The 18261-nt window shown below is 59.4% G+C and carries 15 protein-coding genes; 10 read left to right on the top strand and 5 right to left on the bottom strand.

The window, feature by feature from the left end:
- Nucleotides 1-6 precede the first annotated feature (6 nt).
- Nucleotides 7-1236, bottom strand: coding sequence for an acyl-CoA dehydrogenase family protein (locus ACZZ0G_RS00955; protein ID WP_016986545.1), 1230 nt, complete (start codon nucleotides 1234-1236; stop codon nucleotides 7-9).
- A gap of 171 nt (nucleotides 1237-1407) precedes the next feature.
- Here ACZZ0G_RS00955 and ACZZ0G_RS00960 point away from each other — a divergent pair, with 171 nt between their 5' ends.
- The 3 genes from ACZZ0G_RS00960 to ACZZ0G_RS00970 all read left to right on the top strand — a co-directional run bounded on the left by ACZZ0G_RS00960 (nucleotide 1408) and on the right by ACZZ0G_RS00970 (nucleotide 3926).
- On the top strand, nucleotides 1408-2343 hold the full coding sequence (locus tag ACZZ0G_RS00960; RefSeq protein WP_007917233.1) for a LysR family transcriptional regulator: 936 nt from the start codon (nucleotides 1408-1410) through the stop codon (nucleotides 2341-2343).
- 141 nt (nucleotides 2344-2484) lie between these two features.
- Nucleotides 2485-2883 carry a MerR family transcriptional regulator gene (locus ACZZ0G_RS00965; RefSeq protein ID WP_463554976.1) on the top strand — a complete coding sequence of 133 codons (399 nt, stop codon included), beginning with the start codon at nucleotides 2485-2487 and terminating at the stop codon, nucleotides 2881-2883.
- 143 nt (nucleotides 2884-3026) lie between these two features.
- Entirely contained in the window at nucleotides 3027-3926 is a 900-nt protein-coding gene (locus tag ACZZ0G_RS00970) for a hydroxymethylglutaryl-CoA lyase (protein WP_463554977.1), read from the top strand.
- A gap of 670 nt (nucleotides 3927-4596) precedes the next feature.
- On the opposite strand, the gene ACZZ0G_RS00975 is transcribed toward ACZZ0G_RS00970, so the two are convergent.
- On the bottom strand, nucleotides 4597-6294 hold the full coding sequence (locus ACZZ0G_RS00975; RefSeq protein ID WP_463554978.1) for an AMP-binding protein: 1698 nt from the start codon (nucleotides 6292-6294) through the stop codon (nucleotides 4597-4599).
- A gap of 295 nt (nucleotides 6295-6589) precedes the next feature.
- On the opposite strand from ACZZ0G_RS00975, the gene ACZZ0G_RS00980 reads away from it, so the two are divergent.
- The 4 genes from ACZZ0G_RS00980 (at nucleotide 6590) to ACZZ0G_RS00995 (ending at nucleotide 12344) form a co-directional block, all read left to right on the top strand.
- Entirely contained in the window at nucleotides 6590-7753 is a 1164-nt protein-coding gene (locus ACZZ0G_RS00980; protein ID WP_201237632.1) for an isovaleryl-CoA dehydrogenase, read from the top strand.
- Nucleotides 7754-7857: 104 nt separating this feature from the next.
- The gene (locus tag ACZZ0G_RS00985) at nucleotides 7858-9462 is read left to right on the top strand and encodes a carboxyl transferase domain-containing protein (RefSeq protein WP_463554979.1); all 1605 of its coding nucleotides are present in this window, start codon (nucleotides 7858-7860) and stop codon (nucleotides 9460-9462) included.
- Between the two features lie 117 nt (nucleotides 9463-9579).
- Nucleotides 9580-10395 (top strand): gamma-carboxygeranoyl-CoA hydratase, encoded by an 816-nt coding sequence (locus tag ACZZ0G_RS00990; protein ID WP_463554980.1) that lies wholly within the window; start codon nucleotides 9580-9582, stop codon nucleotides 10393-10395.
- Nucleotides 10395-12344 (top strand): acetyl/propionyl/methylcrotonyl-CoA carboxylase subunit alpha, encoded by a 1950-nt coding sequence (locus tag ACZZ0G_RS00995; RefSeq protein WP_463554981.1) that lies wholly within the window; start codon nucleotides 10395-10397, stop codon nucleotides 12342-12344. The genes ACZZ0G_RS00990 and ACZZ0G_RS00995 overlap by 1 nt, the downstream gene beginning before the upstream one ends.
- Nucleotides 12345-12384: 40 nt before the next feature.
- Here the strand turns inward: ACZZ0G_RS00995 and ACZZ0G_RS01000 are convergent, their stop codons facing one another.
- Complete coding sequence (locus tag ACZZ0G_RS01000) at nucleotides 12385-13044, bottom strand: LexA family protein (RefSeq protein ID WP_463554982.1); 660 nt, start codon at nucleotides 13042-13044, stop codon at nucleotides 12385-12387.
- Between the two features lie 130 nt (nucleotides 13045-13174).
- Between ACZZ0G_RS01000 and ACZZ0G_RS01005 the strand changes: the two genes are divergently transcribed.
- From ACZZ0G_RS01005 to ACZZ0G_RS01015, 3 genes are all read left to right on the top strand, one after another.
- Nucleotides 13175-13513, top strand: coding sequence for a DUF6124 family protein (locus ACZZ0G_RS01005; protein ID WP_463554983.1), 339 nt, complete (start codon nucleotides 13175-13177; stop codon nucleotides 13511-13513).
- Between the two features lie 480 nt (nucleotides 13514-13993).
- On the top strand, nucleotides 13994-15145 hold the full coding sequence (locus ACZZ0G_RS01010) for a M14 family metallopeptidase (protein ID WP_463554984.1): 1152 nt from the start codon (nucleotides 13994-13996) through the stop codon (nucleotides 15143-15145).
- A 148-nt stretch (nucleotides 15146-15293) separates the two neighbouring features.
- A complete protein-coding gene (locus ACZZ0G_RS01015) occupies nucleotides 15294-16487 on the top strand; it encodes an MFS transporter (protein ID WP_463554985.1) in 1194 nt (397 codons plus the stop codon).
- On the opposite strand, the gene ACZZ0G_RS01020 is transcribed toward ACZZ0G_RS01015, so the two are convergent.
- Entirely contained in the window at nucleotides 16484-17029 is a 546-nt protein-coding gene (locus ACZZ0G_RS01020; protein WP_463554986.1) for a cytochrome b, read from the bottom strand. The two genes, ACZZ0G_RS01015 and ACZZ0G_RS01020, sit on opposite strands and share 4 nt — an antisense overlap.
- The gene (locus ACZZ0G_RS01025) at nucleotides 17026-18132 is read right to left on the bottom strand and encodes a catalase family peroxidase (protein ID WP_463554987.1); all 1107 of its coding nucleotides are present in this window, start codon (nucleotides 18130-18132) and stop codon (nucleotides 17026-17028) included. Before ACZZ0G_RS01025 ends, ACZZ0G_RS01020 begins: the two co-directional genes overlap by 4 nt.
- Nucleotides 18133-18261: the final 129 nt, after the last annotated feature.

The following is an 18261-nucleotide window of genomic DNA, read 5'->3' on the forward strand; positions in this document are numbered from 1 at the left end:
TGATCATTAATGACCGCTACGCAACATTTCCTTCGGCACATATTTGCCGATTTCGAACTTTCCGATTGCCGCGCGGTGCACTTCGTCCGGGCCGTCGGCCAGGCGCAAAGTACGTTGCATGGCATACATGTAGGCCAGCGGGAAGTCGTTGGAGACTCCTGCCCCGCCATGCATCTGGATCGCCCGGTCGATCACCCGCAGCGCGACGTTAGGTGCGACGACTTTGATCTGCGCGATTTCGCTTTTCGCCACTTTGTTACCCACGGTGTCCATCATGTACGCTGCTTTCAACGTCAGCAGGCGTGCCATGTCGATCTCCATTCGCGAGTCAGCGATCTTGTCGACGTTGCCGCCCAGACGCGCCAGCGGTTTACCGAATGCAGTGCGGCTCACCGCGCGTTTGCACATCAATTCCAATGCACGCTCGGCCATGCCGATCGAACGCATGCAGTGGTGAATCCGGCCTGGGCCAAGACGACCCTGAGCGATTTCGAAACCGCGGCCCTCACCGAGCAGAACGTTTTCGTACGGCACGCGCACATTGTCGAACAACACCTCGGCGTGGCCGTGCGGCGCGTCGTCATAACCAAATACGGGCAACGGACGGACGATTTTCACGCCGGGGGTGTCGACCGGCACGAGGATCATCGAGTGCTGCGCATGGCGCGGTGCATCGGGATTGCTCAGGCCCATGAAGATCAGGATCTTGCAGCGCGGATCGCAGGCGCCGGAGGTCCACCATTTTTTGCCGTTGATGACCCACTCGTCACCATTGCGCTCGGCGCGGGCGGCCATGTTGGTGGCGTCAGACGAAGCAACGTCAGGTTCGGTCATGGCGAACGCCGAGCGAATCTCGCCGCGCAGCAGCGGTTCAAGCCAGCGCTGTTTCTGTTCTTCGTTGGCGTAGCGCACCAGCACTTCCATGTTGCCGGTGTCCGGCGCCGAGCAGTTGAATGGCTCGGGACCGAGCAGCGAGCGCCCCATGATTTCTGCCAATGGCGCGTATTCGAGGTTGCTCAGGCCGGCACCGAGTTCCGACTCCGGCAGAAACAGGTTCCACAAGCCTTCGGCTTTGGCCTTGGCTTTGAGCTCTTCCATGATCGCGGTCGGCTGCCAGCGATCGCCTTCGGCAACCTGACGCTCGAACACGGCTTCGGCCGGGTAAACGTAAGTGTCCATGAACGCGGTCACGCGCTCACGCAGTTCTTGCACCTTGGGCGAATAAGCGAAATCCATGATCAATTACCTTCTTGGGCAGAGGTTGTTCAAGTCATGCAATCGATGCTAGAACAGCGTTGATAATTTACCTAGCCTATTCTCGGCGTGTATAAACATTCATCACCGATATATGATCGGCTGATTGCCAGCCCCCAAAACACCGCCCTAAATAACAAGAGAAGCCGCGTTATGAATCTGAGTAAGGTCGACCTCAACCTTTTCATCGTCTTCGACGCGATCTACACCGAAGCCAACCTGACCCGCGCCGGGCAGATTGTCGGCATTACTCAGCCGGCGGTGTCCAACGCCTTGGCCCGGTTGCGCGAGACCTTCAACGATCCGCTGTTCGTGCGCACGGCGCAGGGCATGGTGCCGACTCCCATGGCGCAGAACATCATCGGCCCGGTACGCAACGCCCTGTCGCTGCTGCGGGTTTCGGTTCAGGAAAGCCGCATTTTCAACCCGGCGCAAGCGGTGAAGACCTACCGCATCAGCATGACCGACCTCACCGAAGCGGTGATTCTGCCGCCGCTGTTCCAGCGTTTGCGCCGTTTGGCGCCGACGGTGATCATCGAAAGTTTTCTGTCGAAACGCCGCGAAACCACTAAAGAGCTGGCTGCCGGGCGTCTGGATTTTGCCGTGGATGCGCCGCTTAATACCGACCCGCAAGTGCGCCACGTCAAACTGATGGAGGACCGTTACGTGTGTGCGATGCGCAAGGGTCATCCAATGGCGGGCAAGGAGAAGCTCTCGCTGGATGATTACTTGTCGCTGACCCATATCCACATTTCCAGCCGTCGTAGTGGCTTGGGGTATGTCGATCTGGCGCTGGGCAAAATGGGCATTCAGCGCAAGATCGCCCTGCGCTCACAGCATTATTTGATGGCGTCGCAAGTGATGCAGCAGACCGACATGGTCATGACCGTACCGGAGCGCTTTGCCCGTCGGCATGAATTGCAGGCGTTTAATCTGCCGGTGAATGATGTGCCGCCGGTGGAGACGCATCTGTACTGGCATGAAAGCACTGACCAGGACCCGGCGAATCGCTGGATGCGTGAGCAGATGATCGAGTTGTGCCAGCAGGTGACGGCGCAGGAGAAGAAGCTCGATAAGCAGGTGGTTTGAGGAAAGATCAAAAGATCGCAGCCTGCGGCAGCTCCTACATAGATTGGTGTAGGAGCTGCCGAAGGCTGCGATCTTTTTCTTGCTTGACGTAAACGTCAACTCGCCATTAGCTTAGCGCCAAGACCTTTTTCGAGCGCTTCCATGAGCAACCAGACTTACAGCATCTCCGACCTCGCCCGCGAGCTGGACATCACCACCCGGGCGATCCGCTTTTATGAAGAGCAAGGCCTGCTCAGCCCTGAGCGCCGTGGCCAGGAACGCATCTATTCGCCGCGCGACAAGGTCAGCCTGAAGCTGATCCTGCGCGGCAAACGCATCGGTTTTTCGCTGGCCGAATGTCGCGAACTGATCGAACTCTACGACCCGTCCAGCGGTAACACCAAACAGCTCAACAGCATGCTGGCGAAAATCACTGAGCGCCGCGAGCAGCTTGAGCAGCAGTTGCTGGATATCGAACAGATGAAGCTGGAGTTGGATACCGCTGAAGAGCGCTGCGTGCAGGCGCTTGAACAAACCCTCAAGAGCCAGCAGGCGATCTAGCCGACAACACAAATCCCCTGTGGGAGCGAGCTTGCTCGCGAATGCGCCGGGTCAATCACCATAGATGTTGAATGACAGATTGCATTCGCGAGCAAGCTCGCTCCCACAGGGTTCTCCACGAATTCAAAAGAGCAGGTCAGCCCATGTCCCTCCCCTCCCAAGTACGCCTGATCGAAGTCGGCCCGCGCGATGGCCTGCAGAACGAAGCCCAACCGATCAGCGTTGCCGACAAGGTACAACTGGTCGACGCCCTCAGCGCCGCGGGCCTTGGCTATATAGAAGTTGGCAGTTTCGTTTCGCCCAAATGGGTGCCACAAATGGCTGGTTCCGCCGACGTGTTCGCGCAGATCCAGCGCAAACCCGGCGTAACCTACGGAGCACTGGCGCCAAACCTGCGCGGCTTTGAAGATGCCATCGCTGCCGGGGTCAAGGAAGTTGCGGTGTTCGCCGCTGCTTCCGAAGCCTTCTCACAACGCAACATCAACTGCTCGATCAGCGAGAGCTTGGCGCGGTTTGCGCCGATCATGGAAGCGGCGCAACAGCACGGCGTTACCGTGCGCGGTTACGTGTCCTGTGTGCTCGGTTGCCCGTACGAAGGCACGGTCGCACCGGAGCAAGTGGCGATGGTTGCCCGCGAGTTGTACGCGATGGGCTGCTACGAGGTTTCGCTGGGCGACACTATCGGTACCGGCACTGCGGGTGCGACTCGCCGCTTGTTCGAAGTGGTGTCGGCACACGTGCCACGGGACAAACTCGCCGGGCATTTCCACGACACCTACGGCCAGGCCATGGCCAACATCTACGCCAGCCTGCTCGAAGGCATTTCGGTGTTCGACAGCTCTATCGCCGGCCTCGGCGGCTGTCCGTACGCCAAAGGCGCGAGCGGTAACGTTGCTACCGAAGACGTGGTGTACCTGCTCAACGGGCTGGGTATCAAGACCGGAATCGACCTGGACGCCTTGATTGCTGCGGGTCAGCAGATCAGCGCAGTGCTCGGTCGCCCGAGCGGTTCGCGCGTGGCCAAGGCTCGCAGCGCACAGTGACGGGCAAAGGTGTTACCGCTGTGTCCGGAATGTGGGGCTTAAGCGAGTAACACGGAAACAAATTGTCTGGTTTCGTCTGACCGAAAAATCTTACAAATTCACAAATTATTGATTTATAAGGACTTTTAAAAGTTGGCACGGCTTCTGCTATCTCTATGGCATAACAAGAATAAAAAGCAGCAAACCAATAAAAATAAGACGTACCGACTCTGACATAACAAAAACAACACGGCAGAGACGCAGCTAACAGATTTTTTTGGAGAAGGTGTGCTTTTCAGGGTGCTCTCAGGAGTGACCCGCAACCGGGCAGAGAACAATAAAACTACCTTCAGGTAGCTCCCGAATCGGTTGGATCGCTTAGCGAGAAAGCAGATCAGCGCTCAAAAAAATACGTTTGCTCTTGACCCCGGATGGGGGTCGCCAAAAACAGCGGTAAAGGGCCACGGTTGCCAAAAACAACAACAGACCGACCCTCAATAATAAAAAAGAGCACGCGACGACAAAATTAAAGGGGAGCCTCGGCTCCCCTTTGTGCTTTCTGTAATTCCTTTTTTCCTCAACACCTAGCCCCTGTGGGAGCGAGCTTGCTCGCGAATGCGGTGTGTAATCAACAAAGATATTGGCTGACCTGACGCCTTCGCGAGCAAGCTCGCTCCCACAGAGGTTGCGGTTACCGCTCGATAGTTTTCAGTTCTTCGATACTGATCTCACGCATCCTGAATTTCTGAATCTTGCCCGTGACCGTCATCGGAAACTCTTCAACGAACTTGAAGTGCCGTGGCGTCTTGAAGTGCGCGATACGCTCCTTGCACCAGGTTTGCAGTTCCAGTTCGGATGCGTTGTGGCCGGGGTGAAATTTGATCCAGGCAACAATCTCCTCGCCGTAACGCGAGCACGGAATGCCGATCACCTGAACATCCGCCACGGCCGGGTGGGTGAAGAAAAACTCCTCCAGCTCACGCGGGTAAATATTCTCGCCGCCACGAATGATCATGTCCTTGTTGCGCCCGGCGATGTTGACGTAACCGTCCTCGTTCATGCTCGCCAGGTCGCCGGTGTGCATCCAGCCCGCTTCATCAATGGCTTCGGCCGTGGCTTGCGGATTGCTCCAGTAGCCGAGCATCACGCTGTAACCGCGAGTGCAGAGTTCGCCGATGGTGCCGCGCTGCACGAGGTTGCCGGCTTCGTCGATGATCTTGCTCTCCAGCTGTGGCTGGGTGCGGCCGACGGTGGTGACGCGCAGTTCCAGCTCATCGTTCGGCCCGGTTTGCAGTGACACCGGGCTGGTTTCGGTCATGCCATAGGCGATCTGCACTTCGCTCATGTGCATCTCGCTGATGACACGGCGCATCACTTCGATCGGGCACGTTGCGCCGGCCATGATCCCGGTGCGCAGGCTCGACAGATCGAATTCGCCGCGCTGTGGCTGGTCGAGCATGGCGATGAACATGGTCGGTACGCCGTAGAGGCCGGTGGCTTTTTCTGCGGCGACGGTTTGCAGGGTTAGCAATGGATCGAAGGCGTCGTTGGGGTAAATCATCGTGCTGCCGTGGGTGATGCAGCCGAGGTTGCCCATGACCATGCCGAAGCAGTGGTAAAGCGGCACCGGGATTACCAGACGGTCGCGCGGGGTCAGGCCGATGCTTTCGCCGACCATGTAACCGTTGTTGAGGATGTTGTAGTGGCTGAGGGTTGCGCCCTTGGGGAAACCGGTGGTGCCGGAGGTGTACTGAATGTTGACCGGTTGATCGAAGTGCAGACTGTCGCTGCGTTCGCGCAGTTGTTCTTTGGAGACACTGGTTGCCATGGCGGCCAATTGCGACCACGGCAGGAAACCTGACGGGGGCTGCGGGTCGAGACTGATCACCCCGCGCAACTCCGGAAAACGCTCACTGCGTAGCTGGCCAATGGAATGTTCGGCCAGTTCCGGCACCAATCCTTGCAACATGCCGTGGTAGTTGGAGGACTTGAATGCACCAGCGCAGACCAGCCATTGGCAGCCGGATTGTTTGAGCACGTATTCCAGTTCGGAACTGCGGTAGGCCGGGTTGACGTTGACCAGGATCACGCCGATTTTCGCCGTAGCGAATTGGGTGATGCACCACTGCGCGCAGTTCGGCGCCCAGATACCGAGCCGATCCCCCGCTTGCAAACCCAGGGCAAGCAGCGCTCTGGCGTGCAGATCCACGGCATCGGCAAGCTGTCGCCAGGAATAGCGCAATTGCTGATGGCGCACGACGAGCGCTTCACCGTCAGGGTATTGCGCGGCGGTGTGATCGAACTTTTGCCCGATGGTCATCGCCAGCAGGGCTTTGTCCTGAGAGCCACGGGTGTAACTGCGCTGCGGATTTGCACTGGGTTGATCCATGACGACCCCTATTGTCTTTATTTATGGGTTGCCGACGGTCACTTGTAGGACTGAGCCTGCTCGCGATCTCGAACCATCAGTCAACATTCACGACGACTGACACGACGCGATCGCGAGCAGGCTCACTCCTACAAAAACCAATCAGCTTTCAATCTTGAACTGCCCCTACTCTCGCTCAAGTTGACGTTAACGTAAAGGGTGATTGACAGTCATTCCTCACGCGCTTACGTTAACGTAAAGGTGAGAGCTGAGTGGCCGCTCTCCCCACCCTACAAAAAAGCCAAAAAGGTGACCCATGAGCTATCCCTCCCTGAATTTTGCCCTCGGTGAAACCATCGACATGCTGCGCGATCAGGTTCAGTCCTTCGTCGCCAAGGAGATCGCTCCGCGTGCGGCGCAGATCGACAGCGACAACCTGTTTCCCGCCGACATGTGGCGCAAATTCGGTGACATGGGCCTGCTCGGCATCACCGTTCCGGAGGAGTACGGCGGTGCTGGCTTGGGTTACCTGGCGCACGTGGTGGCGATGGAAGAAATCAGCCGTGGCTCGGCTTCGGTGGCGCTGTCCTACGGCGCGCATTCCAACCTTTGCGTCAACCAGATCAACCGCAACGGCAACCACGAACAGAAAAACAAATACCTGCCAAAGCTGATCAGTGGCGAACACGTCGGCGCCCTCGCCATGAGCGAGCCGAATGCCGGTTCCGACGTGGTGTCGATGAAACTGCGCGCCGACAAACGCGGCGACCGGTTCGTCCTCAACGGCAGCAAAACCTGGATCACCAACGGCCCAGACGCCAACACCTACGTGATCTACGCCAAGACCGATCTGGAAAAAGGTCCCCACGGCATCACCGCATTCATCGTCGAGCGCGACTGGAAAGGCTTCAGCCGCAGCAACAAGTTCGACAAGCTCGGCATGCGCGGCTCCAACACCTGCGAATTGTTCTTCGACGACGTCGAAGTGCCCGAGGAAAACATCCTCGGCGTGCTCAACGGCGGCGTCAAAGTGTTGATGAGCGGCCTCGATTACGAGCGCGTGGTGCTCTCCGGCGGCCCGACCGGGATCATGCAGTCGTGCATGGACCTGATCGTGCCGTACATCCACGACCGCAAACAGTTCGGCCAGAGCATCGGCGAGTTTCAGCTGATCCAAGGCAAAGTCGCCGACATGTACACCCAACTCAACGCCAGCCGCGCCTATCTCTACGCGGTGGCCCAGGCTTGCGAGCGCGGCGAAACCACCCGTAAAGACGCCGCCGGGGTGATCCTCTACACCGCCGAACGCGCCACGCAAATGGCCCTCGACGCGATCCAGATTCTTGGCGGTAACGGCTACATCAACGAATTCCCGGCTGGGCGCTTGCTGCGTGACGCCAAGCTGTACGAAATCGGTGCCGGCACCAGTGAGATCCGTCGCATGCTGATCGGTCGCGAACTGTTCAACGAAACGAAATGAATTTCGTCAGCCGCGAGCTGCAAGTTTCAATCTGCAAGAGAACCGCGCTCTTGCTTCAACTTGTAGCTTGTAGCTTGCAACTCGAAGCTGCTACGGAGTAGCCCATGATCCTGCACACTCAGCTCAATCCCCGTTCGGCAGAGTTCGCTGCCAACAGCGCGGCGATGCTCAAACAGGTCGACGCCCTGCACACCCTGCTCGCCCATGTGGCGCAGGGTGGCGGCGCGAAAGCTCAGGAACGCCACACCTCGCGCGGCAAACTGCTGCCACGTGAGCGCATCAACCGCTTGCTCGATCCAGGCTCGCCGTTTCTGGAAATCAGCCAACTGGCCGCCCACGCCGTGTATGGCGAAGACGTCCCGGCTGCTGGTGTGATCGCCGGGATCGGTCGTGTCGAAGGCGTCGAATGCATGATCGTCGCAAACGACGCGACGGTGAAGGGTGGCTCGTACTATCCGCTGACCGTGAAGAAACACCTGCGCGCGCAAACCATCGCTCAGCAGAATCGCCTGCCGTGCATCTATCTGGTGGACTCCGGCGGCGCCAACCTGCCCCGTCAGGACGAAGTGTTTCCGGACCGCGAGCACTTCGGGCGGATCTTCTTCAACCAGGCCAACATGAGCGCGATGGGCATTCCGCAGATTGCCGTGGTCATGGGCTCGTGCACTGCCGGCGGTGCCTATGTGCCGGCGATGGCCGACGAAGCGATCATGGTGCGCAATCAGGCGACGATTTTCCTCGCCGGCCCGCCGCTGGTAAAAGCCGCGACCGGTGAAGTGGTCAGCGCCGAGGATCTGGGTGGCGCCGATGTGCACTGCAAGATTTCCGGCGTCGCCGACCACTACGCCGAAAGTGACGAACACGCCCTCGCTCTCGCCCGCCGCAGCGTCGCCAACCTCAACTGGCGCAAGCTCGGTGAAGTGCAGCAACGCGCGCCGATTGCGCCGTTGTACGCCAGCGATGAGTTGTATGGCGTGGTTTCCGCCGATGCCAAGCAGCCGTTCGATGTGCGCGAAGTGATTGCACGATTGGTCGACGGCTCGGTGTTCGATGAATTCAAGGCTTTATTCGGCACCACGCTGGTGTGTGGCTTTGCGCATCTGCACGGCTACCCGATCGCGATACTGGCGAACAACGGCATCCTCTTTGCCGAAGCCGCGCAGAAAGGCGCGCACTTCATTGAACTGGCCTGCCAGCGCGGCATTCCGCTGCTGTTTCTGCAGAACATCACCGGTTTTATGGTCGGTCAGAAATATGAGGCCGGCGGCATCGCCAAACATGGTGCGAAACTGGTAACGGCGGTGGCTTGCGCGAAAGTGCCGAAATTCACCGTGATCATCGGCGGCAGCTTTGGCGCCGGTAACTACGGCATGTGCGGGCGCGCTTACGACCCGCGTTTCCTGTGGATGTGGCCGAACGCGCGGATCGGCGTGATGGGTGCCGAACAGGCGGCGGGCGTGTTGGTGCAGGTCAAGCGTGAGCAGGCTGAACGCAGTGGCCAGGCATTCAGTGCCGAGCAGGAAACCGAGATCAAGCAACCGATCCTCGACCAGTACGAAGAGCAGGGTCACCCCTACTATTCCAGCGCACGGCTGTGGGACGACGGCGTCATCGACCCGGCGCAGACCCGCGACGTGCTGGCCCTGGCCTTGTCCGCGTCGCTGAACGCGCCAATCGAACCGAGCCGCTTCGGCGTGTTCCGGATGTGATTTTTTGTGGGAGCGAGCCTGCTCGCGAATACGCTTTGTCAGGTCGCGGATACGTCGACTGATACATCGCTTTCGCGAGCTGGCTCACTCCCACAGGAACCGTGGAGACGGATGAATATGAGCGATTTCAACACCCTCGAACTGCACAGCGACCCACGCGGATATGCGACGCTTTGGCTCAACCGAGCGGAAAAGAACAACGCGTTCAATGCCGAAATGATCCGCGAGCTGATCCTCGCGCTGGACAAGGTCGCCAGCGACGCCAGCCTGCGTTTCCTGCTGGTGCGCGGCCGTGGCAAGCATTTCAGCGCCGGCGCCGACCTTGCGTGGATGCAGCAATCGGCCGAACTCGATTACCACACCAACCTCGATGACGCCCGCGAACTGGCGGAGCTGATGTACAACCTCGCCAAGCTGAAAATCCCCACCGTGGCCGTGGTGCAAGGTGCAGCGTTCGGCGGCGCGCTGGGATTGATCAGTTGCTGCGACATGGCGATTGGCGCCGATGATGCGCAGTTCTGTCTGTCGGAAGTGCGCATCGGTCTAGCGCCAGCGGTGATCAGTCCGTTCGTGGTTCAAGCGATTGGCGAACGTGCGGCACGACGATATGCGCTGACCGCTGAACGTTTTGGCGGGCAACGGGCGCGGGAACTCGGTTTGTTGTCCGAAAGCTATCCCGCCGCTGAACTGGATCAACAGGTCGAACAGTGGATCAACAACCTGCTGCTCAACAGCCCCGCCGCCATGCGCGCCAGCAAGGACTTGCTGCGTGAAGTCGGCAACGGCTCGCTGACCCCGGCGCTGCGTCGCTACACCGAAAACGCCATCGCCCGTATCCGCGTCAGCCCTGAAGGCCAGGAAGGCTTGCGCGCCTTTCTGCAAAAACGTCCGCCGAGTTGGCAAGCCGCAACCACCACCAAGGAGCCGCGTTGATGAGCGCACCTGTTCTCACCACCCTGCTGGTGGCCAACCGTGGCGAAATCGCTTGCCGCGTGATGCGCACCGCCAAAGCCTTGGGCCTGACCACCGTTGCGGTGCACAGCGCCACCGACCGCGAGGCGCGGCACAGTCGTGAAGCGGACATTCGTGTCGATCTCGGTGGCAGCAAAGCGGCCGACAGTTACCTGCAGATCGACAAATTGATCGCGGCGGCCAAGGCCAGTGGCGCTCAGGCGATTCATCCGGGCTACGGGTTTCTTTCGGAAAACGCCGGATTCGCTCGCGCCATCGAAGCGGCCGGGCTGATTTTCCTCGGCCCGCCCGCCTCGGCCATCGATGCCATGGGCAGCAAGTCCGCCGCCAAAGCGCTGATGGAAACAGCCGGTGTGCCGCTGGTGCCGGGTTATCACGGCGAAGCGCAGGATCTCGACACCTTCCGTGATGCCTGCGAACGCATTGGTTACCCGGTGCTGCTCAAGGCCACGGCGGGCGGCGGCGGCAAAGGCATGAAAGTGGTCGAGGATGTCAGTCAGTTGGCCGAAGCCCTCGCCTCTGCTCAGCGGGAAGCGCAGTCGTCGTTCGGCGATTCGCGGATGCTGGTGGAGAAATACCTGCTCAAGCCACGTCATGTGGAAATCCAGGTATTCGCCGATCAGCATGGCAATTGCCTGTACCTCAATGAGCGTGATTGCTCGATCCAGCGTCGCCACCAAAAAGTCGTCGAAGAAGCACCGGCACCGGGCCTGACGGTAGAGCTGCGTCGCGCCATGGGCGAAGCGGCCGTGCGCTCGGCGCAGGCGATCGGTTATGTCGGCGCCGGTACCGTGGAGTTTCTGCTGGATGCGCGTGGCGAATTCTTCTTTATGGAGATGAACACGCGGCTGCAAGTCGAACACCCGGTGACCGAGGCCATCACCGGTCTCGATCTGGTGGCGTGGCAAATCCGCGTTGCCCGTGGTGAGGCGTTGCCGATCAATCAGGAACAAGTGCCGTTGAACGGTCATGCGATCGAAGTGCGCTTGTACGCCGAGGATCCTGCGAATGATTTTCTGCCAGCGACCGGGCGTCTGGCGCTGTACCGCGAATCGGCTGAAGGGCCAGGGCGCCGTGTCGATAGCGGGGTCGAAGCAGGCGATGAAATTTCACCGTTCTACGACCCGATGCTCGGCAAGCTGATTGCCTGGGGCGAGGATCGCGAACAGGCCAGGTTGCGCTTGTTGAGCATGCTCGACGAATTTGCGATCGGCGGATTGAAAACCAACATCAACTTTCTGCGGCGGATCATCGCGCACCCGGCGTTTGCGGCAGCAGAACTGGATACCGGGTTTATTCCGCGTTATCAGGAGCAATTGCTGCCGGCTCCGGGCACGCTGAGCGATGCGTTCTGGGAGGCCGCAGCGCAAGCGGTGGCACAGAGTCTGCCCCAGCTTGCACGCCAGGATGATCCTGCTTCGCCGTGGTCACTCAACAGCGGTTTGCGTGCGGGGCTGCCGCAGGAAATCACCCTGCATTTGAGTTGCGAGGGGCAGGATCGCGCCTTGACGCTGAATGCTGCCGGCCATGCCAGACTGTCCGGCGAAGCACTCATCGTCGAGCACGAAGGCGTTCGTCGTACGTTGCGGGCAATTCGCCAAGGCGATGCGTTGTACCTGCAATGGGAAGGCGAGTTGCGCCGTGTCGAGACGTACGATCCGATTAGCGCCGTCGAGGCCAGCCACAGCCATCAGGGCGGCCTGACCGCGCCCATGAATGGCAGCATTGTTCGCGTGTTGGTGGAGGCCGGGCAATCGGTCGAGGCCGGTGCGCAACTGGTGGTGCTGGAGGCGATGAAGATGGAGCACAGCATCCGTGCGCCGCATGCCGGGGTGATCAAAGCACTGTATTGCCAGGAAGGTGAAATGGTTGGCGAAGGCAGCGCTTTGGTTGAACTGGAAGAAGTGTGAATGTAAGGATCGATCCTACGCCTGGCGAGGATCGATCTGACTAGTAACGCGCCGTTGCCTGAACCACAACACCGATGATTCGACACTCATCGGTCAGCAGGGCCTTCGGCCACGTCGGATTGAGCGGCACCAGGTAACGCTGGCCGCCCTCTTCGTCGAGTTTGCGAAAAATCGCTTCAGGACTGTCGGACCACTGGGCGATCACCAGTTTGCCGGGCACCGCCTCCGCTGCCGGGTCGACCAGAATCAGCATGCCTTCGGCGATGCTCTGGCCACTGGGGGCGGTCATTGAATCCCCTGTCACCGTCAACCAGAACGCCGGGCCACGCGCGTGGTAATCCGTCAGTTCGAAACGCTGCTTGCCGGACGCCTTGGCGTAGGACGCCGGATCGTTTTCGCGCACCTCGCACGTCGTCTGCCAATCGCTGACCGGGTAACGGAAGTACGGGTTGTACTTCTGCGCCAGTGGCATCTCGTCGTCGGCTGTGGGTTGCGGTTCACGGATGACCAGCACCACTTCGAGAAAATCCATACCCAGTGCTTGCAGCACGCGGTTCATTTCGGTGATACCGGGTTCGCGACGCTTGTTCAGCCAATGGCCGATCCCGCCCTGGGACATGCCGACGCGCTCTCCGAGCTCTGTTTGAGTGATTTTGAGTTCACTCATCTTGGCCTTGACCAACTCAATCCATTTATCCATGTGCAGCACCTTACGTGGACGCCTTCGGCCAGCAAAACACATATTGTAGTATTTAAATTCTGGTCACAACTACGCAGAGTACTATTCTGAGCGCACGGATTTTCAATCGCTCAAGGAGTGCCTCTTCATCATGAATATCAGCAGCAAAGACTTGCCCGATCTGCAAATGGACACCACCTTCACCTCGCCCCAAGGCAACGCGGCAGCGCAGCGAGCGCTGGACTATTACTTGAAACCAGCTGTGTCAGAACCGACGGTCGACGAACGTTTTTTTGATGTCAGGCGCCATCTCAGTGGCGAAGAAGCCCTGGTGCATGCGTCGGACTTGCTGCGCTGTGCAGCGGCCACGGCGTTCAAGGCAGCGGAAAACCTGCAAGGCGCGAGCCGCGACCTGGCATTTTCAGTGGTGCACATGGTGGATATGGCGCGGGCGATGGTCGACCATTCTCTCGATGGCGATGGAGCCTGAGGAACGGAAATACAGACGGACAGGAAAGAATTTTCCAATCGCGCAGATAAAAACATTTGACTTGCAAATGATAATGATTATTATTGCATGCAGCTGATCGCGAGATCAGTCGATAGACCAGAGACCTTAGGTCGGTCTTCTGGACTATCTCCTCATCAGGCTAATCACGGTTTTTGACCCGGCTTTTTGCCGGGTCTTTTTTTTGCCCGTTTTTCGGGCTTGTGGCTTCAGGCTAATGAAGTCTTTAGGTGCTGCAAATTCGATGGCGCGGATAATATCAAAAGAATATCGAATGACAAGCCAAGCCCGGCCACATTGGGGCAAACTAATGACAATTAGCACTTGAGAATCAATCGCACAGCCTCTAAGCTGCCTGCGCGTCATGGAGGACGCCCCCCGCCACACCCCGCAATTCCCCTCGGTTTCAGCCCTGCCTGCGTGTACAGTAACGGCCATAAAAATCATATTCAGGAATCGATTATGACCGTGGCCAAATCTTCGTTCGACATCAGCGCCAACTTCGACAGCGGCAACATCCAAGTCATCGACATCAGCAATCCACTCAATCCGGTTCTGGCCATTCGTCCGGATACCCGCAGCGCTCATTTTCAGTGGTTTCACTTCAAGGCCAGCGGTCTGCATGTCGGCCAGGAACACTGGTTCCGCCTGAACAACGCCAGCCAATCCACGTACAGCAAGGGCTGGCCCGGTTATCAGGCCGTAGCGTCCTACGATCACGTCAACTGGTTCCGCGTGCCGACTATTTACGAAGGCGACTGCCTGCGCTTTTGCCTCGAAGCCACCCAGACCCACGCTTGGTTCGCCTATTTCGAACCCTACAGCCGTGGCCGTCACGACTGGCTGATCGAGCAGGCACTGGGCAAGGCCGGCACCGAATTACTGGCTACCGGTAAAAGTGTCGAAGGTCGCGACATTCAATTACTGCGCAAAGGCACGGGCGCCGAAGGCCAACGCAAAATCTGGATCATCGCTCAGCAACATCCCGGCGAGCACATGGCCGAATGGTTTATGGAAGGCGTGATCGAGCGCCTGGAAAGGCACGATGATCCGGTGCTGAACAAGCTGCTCGCCAGTGCCGATCTGTACCTGGTGCCGAACATGAATCCGGACGGCGCGTTCCACGGCCACCTGCGCACCAACGCCATGGGGCAGGATTTGAACCGGGCTTGGCAGAACGCCAGCCAGGAGATCAGTCCCGAGGTGCTCTTCGTCCAGCAGCAAATGGAAAAATACGGCGTCGATCTGTTTCTGGACGCCCACGGCGATGAAACCATTCCTCATGTATTTACCGCCGGCTGCGAAGGCAATCCGGGCTACACGCCGCGCATCGAGAAGCTCGAAGAGCACTTCCGCAATCACCTGAAACACACCACCAAAGACTTCCAGACCAAGTACGGCTACACCCGCGACGAACCGGGTCAGGCAAATATGACCCTGGCGTGCAACAGCGTCGGGCAGAAATACGACTGCCTGTCGCTGACCCTGGAAATGCCGTTCAAGGATCACGACGACCATCCCGACAAAGTCACCGGCTGGTCGGGCAAACGCTCGAAGCAACTGGGCAAAGACGTGCTGACCACCATCGCCGACATGGTTGATACCTTGCGCTGATTTCCTCCCCCGTCCTGCAAAAGATCGCAGTTTGTCTGCGATCTTTTGCTTTCTGCCATTCGCACTCTCGCGCAAACAGGTTGCAAAATAAAACCTGCACCAATACCGTGATCAAGGTTTTATTTTGAAACCTAAAAGGATGCGGGATATGAAACCTCTCAAAAGCAGCGCCGTTTTACTTTTCTCTGTGGCCTGCGGTCTGGCCGTGGGCAACGTGTATTACGCCCAGCCATTGCTGGACGCCATGGCCGAGGCGTTTGCCCTGTCGCCGGCAACCATCGGCATCGTCATCACCCTGACGCAAGTCGGCTACGGCATCGGTCTGGTGCTACTGGTCCCTCTCGGCGACCTGCTCAACCGGCGCAAATTGATCGTCTGCCAAACACTGCTGTCGGCTGTGGCGTTGTTGATGATCGCGCTGGCGCCCAGCAGTGTCTGGCTGCTGCTCGGCATGACGTTGACCGGGCTACTCGCGGTGGTCACGCAGGTGCTGGTGGCTTACGCCGCCACTCTGGCGCTCCCGGCCCAGCGCGGGCGCGTGGTCGGGGTGGTCACCAGCGGCATCGTCGTCGGCATCTTGTTGGCACGCACGGTCGCCGGTGGCATGGCCGATCTGGCGGGGTGGCGAGCGATCTACTTTCTGTCAGCCGGGCTGACACTGTTGATGGCGCTACTGCTGTTTCGCGTCCTGCCCAAGGATGAATCCACGCAACCGTCGACGGGCTACATCGCACTGATCGCCTCGGTTTTCAGCCTGTTCAAAGAAGAACCGGTGCTGCGCCAACGCGCGATCCTCGCCCTGCTGACCTTCGCCAGTGCGATGGTGCTGTGGACGCCGATGGTGTTGCCCCTGGCCGCCCCGCCACTGTCCTTGTCGCACAGTGAAATCGGACTGTTCGGACTAGCCGGCGCTGCCGGTGCACTGGCAGCCGCACGCGCCGGGCATCTGGCGGATCGCGGTCTCGGGCAATGGGTCAGCGGTCTTTCGCTGTTGCTGATGCTCGCTTCATGGCTGCCGATCGCCCTCACCCAATCCTCGCTGTGGGCGCTGCTGCTCGGCGTGATCACCCTGGATCTGGGCTTGCAAGCCGTGCACGTCACCAGCCAGAGCATGATCTACAGCGTGCGCCCTGAAGCGCAAAGCCGCCTCACCGCCGGTTACATGCTGTTCTACTCGATCGGTAGCGCGCTCGGTTCAATCGGCTCGACCGCGATGTATGCGTGGGCCGGCTGGATCGGCGTGTGCCTGCTCGGCGCGGCCATCAACGCCGTGGCGCTGGCTTACTGGTGGCTGACCCTGAAAAGCGGCGCACCGGCACGATGCGCCGCTCAAGCGGGTTAGGTGCGATCGCGACCGCGCAACATGCTGTCGAGCACCTCGTCGCGGCGGACCCAGCCATGAAACAGCGCCGCTGCCAGGTGCAGCAGCACCGTCAGGAACAGCAGATAGGCCAGATAGCCGTGAGCCTTGCGCAGAAACGCGAACAACTGCGCATCGGCCGGAACGATCGCTGGCAACTGCAACGTTGTGCTGAGCATCACCGGTTCACCCGAGGCGCTGATCATCGCCCAACCGAGCAACGGCAACACCAGCATCAACGCGTACAGCAACAGATGCGAAGCCTTCGCCGCCAGCACTTGCCAGCCCGGAAGATCCGCTGGCAGTGGTGGCTGGCGCGTGGTGAGCCGCACCAGCAAACGCACGATGACCAGCGCCAGAATCGCGATGCCCAGCGGTTTGTGCAGATGGATCAGCCACTCATGTCGTTCGGAAACCGAGGTGACCATGCCGGCGCCGATAAACAGCATGGCGATGATCATGACCGCCATCAGCCAGTGCAGCAGCCGCGCCAACAATGCGAAATGCGTCGGTTGGGTTCTCATGGGCGAGCCTCCTGTTTAGCGGCGGGCAACTGGCTGACTTCGCTGGTGCGACGCAAGTAGGAATTGGCGTAACCGGCGGAACGCGCCGCGAGCAATGGGTCGGCGGAACCTTGGATCCCGGCCGGCAGCACCAGCGGGTCATAGTTGATATCACGGCATTCGCCGCTCAGTTGCGGCTGGGTTTTTTCCAGCACCAGCGTGCCCGCGTTCAACACTTTGCGCCCCTCGGGCCAGGTCTTGCTGGCGTCGTTTACCGGGTCCTCCGGACTGGCCAGGGTGATATTCAACTGAAAGCGCAGCGGCGCCGCCGCCAATCGTTGCACCAGATCCTTCTCGAGAAAATCGCCGCCCTCAGGCGCACTGGCGCCCGCAGCATCGCGTGCCAACGGCGTCATGCTCCAGCGCACAGCCTGTTTTTTTCCGCTGGCGTCGACCAGATAAAACGCGTTGACGCTGTTATAGGTTTCGGTGGCGTAACTGGCCGAAGGTTTGGCCGTCTTCACCCAGGTCAGAAACGGCACGGTTTCCGGATGCGAGGCGAAGAACGCCGGCACCTTCGCCGGATCAGGTTTACCGGTGGCCGGATCCGGCGACTGCGCCTGCTGCAATTGATAGAACGCCTCAGGCGTCCCGACCGGAAACACCGGCATGCTGTTCATCCCGGTACGCCACTGCTGCCCATTGGCCTGGGTGAAACGCAGCGCCAGACTGCGAATCGGCACACTGCTGTCCGGTGCATAGGGATTGCCCGCTGGCAGCGCGAAACGCCCGACCACCGGGGTCTGCGGCTCGTTGAACACCTGCGCGGTCGAAAACACCCGAGCCTCACCACTGCTCTCGAAATGGCCGATCACACACACGCCTTTGGCGTGGTTACGGCGAAACCCGGGGTGCACGCCGTTGTTCTTCTCCAACACATCGACCAGCGCTTTTGGCGTCAGACGTTGTGGGTCAAAGTTACCGTGAACGTAGGCAAACGCCCCGGCCACTGCGGCGACTACCACAGCAATGCCGCCCAGGCGCAGAACCAGACTCGCCGCACTCAGTGGCGGGCGCTGCGGCCCGCCGGGCGGTGTCGCATCGGGTGATGAACGATCAACCATGAAAAACTCCAGGGCCATCGGCCACAAGTAGGAAGAATCAGCAAGACGCACCTCGTCCGGGTTTATTCCACGCGATGGTATTTATTTTTCCGCACGTGGAATAACCTCCAACGACGAGCGTCTCCCTAG

Source organism: Pseudomonas sp. AC169 (genome assembly GCF_979258515.1).